This is a genomic window from Streptomyces sp. WELS2 (assembly GCF_013870595.1).
Taxonomy (GTDB): domain Bacteria; phylum Actinomycetota; class Actinomycetes; order Streptomycetales; family Streptomycetaceae; genus Streptomyces.
Window position 1 is genome coordinate 1 of record NZ_JACBWZ010000565.1, and the last position, 4,221, is coordinate 4,221.

Sequence of the window (4,221 nt, forward strand, 5' to 3'; positions counted from 1 at the left end):
CACGCACCCTGAGGGTGTGCTCCGCGGCCGCCCCCCGGGCCCACCCCGCGTGACGCGCGTAGAAATCGGACTGGCGTCTGGGTAGTTTTACGTATAACCTCACCGGCTAACCGCTCCCGGCAGGAAGGTAGCCATGCGCCGCGTCGCCCTGGTCACCCTCGTCGTCCACGACTACGACGAGGCGATCCGCTTCTACACCGAGGCCCTGGATTTCCGCCTCGCAGAGGACACCCCGCGGCCCGACGGCTCGCGCTGGGTCGTCGTCGAGCCCGGTGGCGAAGGGAGCGGCACCGGCCTGCTCCTGGCCCGCGCCAAGGACGCCGGACAGAGCTCCCGGGTCGGCGACCAGACCGGCGGACGCGTGGGCTTCTTCCTGCACACCGACGACTTCGCCCGCGACCACGCCCGGATGACGGCCGCCGGCGTGACCTTCCTGGAGGAGCCGCGCCACGAGCCGTACGGCACGGTCGCCGTCTTCCGGGACCTGTACGGCAACCGCTGGGACCTGCTCCAGCCCGCCGCCCACTGAACCGACCCACCGCACCAGCCGAGGAAACGACACACCCATGACCGCGTCCCGCATCGACACCGAGACCATCCGCCGCCTTCCCAAGGCCGTCCTGCACGACCACCTCGACGGCGGTCTGCGCCCCGCCACCGTCGTCGAACTCGCCGCCGCGGTCGGCCACACCCTGCCCACCACCGACCCCGACGAGCTGGCCGCCTGGTACGTCGAGGCCGCCGACTCCGGCGACCTGGTTCGCTACATCGCCACCTTCGAGCACACCCTCGCCGTCATGCAGACCCGCGAGGGCCTGCTGCGCACCGCCGAGGAGTACGTCCTCGACCTCGCCGCCGACGGAGTCGTCTACGCCGAGGTGCGCTACGCCCCCGAGCTGATGCTCAAGGGCGGCCTCGCCCCGGCCGAGGTCGTCGAGGCCGTCCAGGAGGGCCTGGCCGCCGGCATGGCGAAGGCCGCGGCGGCCGGCACCCCCGTCCGGGTCGGCACCCTGCTGTGCGGGATGCGCATGTTCGACCGGGTGCGCGAGGCCGCCGAACTGGCCGTCGCCTACCGGGACGCCGGTGTCGTCGGCTTCGACATCGCCGGCGCCGAGGACGGCTTCCCGCCCGCCGACCACCTCGAGGCCTTCGCGTACCTGCGCGCCGAGAGCATGCCCTTCACCATCCACGCCGGCGAGGCGTACGGCCTGCCCAGCATCCACCAGGCGCTCCAGGTGTGCGGCGCCCAGCGCATCGGTCACGGGGTGCGCCTGACCGAGGACATCGTGGACGGCAAGCTCGGCCGGCTCGCCTCCTGGGTGCGCGACCGCCGGATCGCCCTGGAGATGTGCCCCACCTCCAACCTCCAGACCGGCTGCGCCTCCTCGATCGCCGAGCACCCCGTCACCGCCCTGAAGGACCTGGGCTTCCGGGTCACCCTGAACACCGACAACCGTCTGGTGTCGGGGACGACGATGACCCGCGAGATGTCCCTGCTGGTGGAGCAGGCCGGCTGGACGGTGGAGGACCTGCGCACGGTCACCGTGAACGCCCTCAAGAGCGCGTTCGTCCCCTTCGACCAGCGCACGGCCCTGATCGAGGACGTGGTCCTGCCGGGTTACGCCGCCGCGCTCTGAACCAGCCCCCTGAGGTAGGCGGCCTGTCCGACGTGCTGGAGATCGTCGGACAGGACGCTCACCAGGCGCACGCCCAGGCCGACCGGGGGGTCCCAGCGCTCGTCCACGATGCGCTCCAGGTCCTTGGCGGCGAGTGTGCGCAGGACCCCGAGGGTCTGCTCGTGGACGGCGTCGTGGTACCCGGTGAGCAGCCCGGCCGACTTCACCCGAACCTTCGCCACCTTGGCCGGGGTGTGCCCGTAGCCCGTGTCGTGCCGGGGCAGGTCGAGCCCGAACCGCTCCTGCCAGCCCTGGGCGTGCCACACCTGGTCGAGGTCGAAGGCGTCGGCGATGTGATCGTCCTGTACCCGGGTGAGGTGCCAGACCAGCCAGGCGATGGTGTTGGCGTCGGGGGCCGGGCGGTGGTGCAGCTCCTCGGGACCGAGGCCGTCGAGGACGGCGTGGACTTCTTCCCGGATGCGGCCGTAGCCGTCGATGAGGATGTCCTTGGCATGCATACCGTCCACCATCGCAAACCGCCGCCGCTCCCGCGCCCCCGATCCGGCCACCCGTACGTCAGGTTCCCGTCTCCAGCAGGGCGACCAGTGCCCGGGCGGCCGGGCTGGTGGCCCGCTCCGGCGGCAGCAGGGCCACCGTCTCGTACCGTGCCCCGCCCGTGCCCTCGAGCGGCAGCGCCGTGAGCGCCGGCCGCTTGTGCCGGAAGTGCCGGGGCACCACCGCGATCCCCAGGTTCTCGTCCACCAGGTCCAGCAGACTGTGCACGTCGTTGACCTCCAGCGCGACCGTGCGCCGGACCCCGGCCGCGGCGAACGCGGCGTCGGTGGTGCGGCGCGGACCCCAGTCGGGGTGGAAGTCCACGAACACCTCGCCGGTGAGCTCGTGCGGGCCGAGCACGGCCGGCGCCGCGGCCAGCCGGTGGCCGGGGTGGCACAGCACCGTCATCGGCTCGTCGGCCAGCGACACCGAGCGCAGCTGGTCGCTGTCGGCCCGGGTGCGGTAGGCGAAGGCCAGGTCCAGCCGCCCGGCCGCGACCTCCTCCGCCAGCTCGCCGGAACCGGCCTGCCGCAGCCGGATCTCCACATCCGGGTGCCGGCCCCGGAAGGCCGCCAGCAGCTCGGCCACCCGCACCCCGGCGATGCACTGCTCGGTGCCGAGGGCGAGCGTGCCGCGCAGCACCCCCTGCACCGCCGCCACCGCGTCGTGCGCCGCCCGCACCTGGGCCAGGATCCGCCCGGCCTCCACCAGCAGCGCCCGCCCCGCCTCCGTCAGCGTCACCCGGCGCGTGGTCCGCACGAACAGCGGCGCCCGCAACTCCCGCTCCAGCGCCCGGATGGACGCCGACAGGCCCGACTGGGACACCATCAGGCGTTCGGCGGCCCGGGTGAAGTGCCGGTCCTCGGCGACCGCCACGAAGTGCTGGAGATGGCGCAGTTCCATGATTGAGCAGCCTAGCCGCTGAATCTCATCGGATTCTTCTGTTGGACCGCTGCCCACGGCCCGGGGAAGAGTGGAACCGGTAGATCCTGTGCCCACCCCTCATGGAGTCGCGTTGTACACCGCACATCCCGACCGCTACGCCGACATGCCCTACCGGCGCACCGGACGCAGCGGCCTGAAGCTCCCCGCCCTGTCGCTCGGCCTGTGGCACAACTTCGGCCCCGACCGGCCGGAGGAGACCCAGCGGGCCATCCTGCGCCGCGCCTTCGACCTCGGCGTCACGCACTTCGACCTGGCGAACAACTACGGCCCGCCGCCCGGCGCCGCCGAGTCCGCCTTCGGCGCGGCGCTGAAGGCGGACTTCGCCCCCTACCGCGACGAGCTGGTGATCTCCACCAAGGCCGGCTATCTGATGTGGCCCGGCCCGTACGGCGAGTGGGGCTCGCGCAAGTACCTGCTCGGCTCGCTCGACCAGAGCCTGAAGCGGATGGGCCTGGACTACGTCGACATCTTCTACTCGCACCGCCCCGACCCGGACACTCCGCTGGAGGAGACGATGGGCGCCCTGCACTCGGCGGTGCAGCAGGGCAAGGCCCTCTACGTCGGCGTCTCCAACTACTCCGCCGAGCAGACCCGCGAGGCCGCCCGCATCCTCGCCGGCCTCGGCACCCCGCTCCTCATCCACCAGCCGCGCTACTCGATGCTCGACCGGCGCCCCGAGGACGAGGGCCTGCTCGACGCCCTGGACGAACTCCAGGCCGGCTCCATCGCCTACTCCCCGCTGGAGCAGGGCCTGCTCACCGGCCGCTACCTCGACGGCATCCCCGAGGACTCCCGGGCCGCGAGCGACAGCCCGTTCCTGAACTCGGACGCGGTGACCGAGGACCTGGTCGCCCGGCTGCGCGCGCTGGACGAGGTGGCCAAGTCCCGCGGCCAGACGCTCGCCCAGCTGGCGCTGGCGTGGGTGCTGCGCGGCGGCCGGGTGACGTCCGCACTGGTCGGTGCGAGCAGTGCCCGGCAGATCGAGGACAGCGTGGCGGCCGTCCGGAACCTGGAGTTCGACACCGAGGAACTGGCGCGGATCGACGCCATCGTCAAGCCGTGACGCCCCGCCCCGCCAAGTGACGCAACCGTCCACCACGTGCCC

The 4,221-nt window shown here is 72.6% G+C and carries 5 protein-coding genes; 3 read left to right on the top strand and 2 right to left on the bottom strand.

The features are described from left to right. The first annotated feature begins 133 nt into the window (after positions 1-133). Positions 134-529: a VOC family protein gene (locus tag H5J33_RS25720; protein WP_181797245.1), complete on the top strand. Its 396-nt coding sequence runs from the start codon at positions 134-136 to the stop codon at positions 527-529. A gap of 37 nt (positions 530-566) precedes the next feature. Then, entirely contained in the window at positions 567-1,637 is a 1,071-nt protein-coding gene (locus tag H5J33_RS25725) for an adenosine deaminase (RefSeq protein ID WP_181797246.1), read from the top strand. Here H5J33_RS25725 and H5J33_RS25730 read toward each other — a convergent pair. Then, positions 1,619-2,134: a mycothiol transferase gene (locus H5J33_RS25730; protein WP_181797247.1), complete on the bottom strand. Its 516-nt coding sequence runs from the start codon at positions 2,132-2,134 to the stop codon at positions 1,619-1,621. The genes H5J33_RS25725 and H5J33_RS25730 overlap by 19 nt on opposite strands. A 58-nt stretch (positions 2,135-2,192) precedes the next feature. Beyond that, a complete protein-coding gene (locus tag H5J33_RS25735; RefSeq protein WP_181797248.1) occupies positions 2,193-3,074 on the bottom strand; it encodes a LysR family transcriptional regulator in 882 nt (293 codons plus the stop codon). 112 nt (positions 3,075-3,186) lie between these two features. On the opposite strand from H5J33_RS25735, the gene mgrA reads away from it, so the two are divergent. Further along, positions 3,187-4,179, top strand: coding sequence for an L-glyceraldehyde 3-phosphate reductase (gene mgrA / locus H5J33_RS25740; protein WP_181797249.1), 993 nt, complete (start codon positions 3,187-3,189; stop codon positions 4,177-4,179). Positions 4,180-4,221 lie beyond the last annotated feature (42 nt).

What these genes read in the sequence shown, in the direction of transcription:
- H5J33_RS25720 (WP_181797245.1), top strand. Translation starts at nt 134, where the DNA reads ATGCGCCGCGTCGCCCTGGTCACCCTCGTCGTCCACGACTACGACGAG.
- H5J33_RS25725 (WP_181797246.1), top strand. Translation starts at nt 567, where the DNA reads ATGACCGCGTCCCGCATCGACACCGAGACCATCCGCCGCCTTCCCAAG.
- H5J33_RS25730 (WP_181797247.1), bottom strand. Translation starts at nt 2,134, where the DNA reads ATGCATGCCAAGGACATCCTCATCGACGGCTACGGCCGCATCCGGGAA.
- H5J33_RS25735 (WP_181797248.1), bottom strand. Translation starts at nt 3,074, where the DNA reads ATGGAACTGCGCCATCTCCAGCACTTCGTGGCGGTCGCCGAGGACCGG.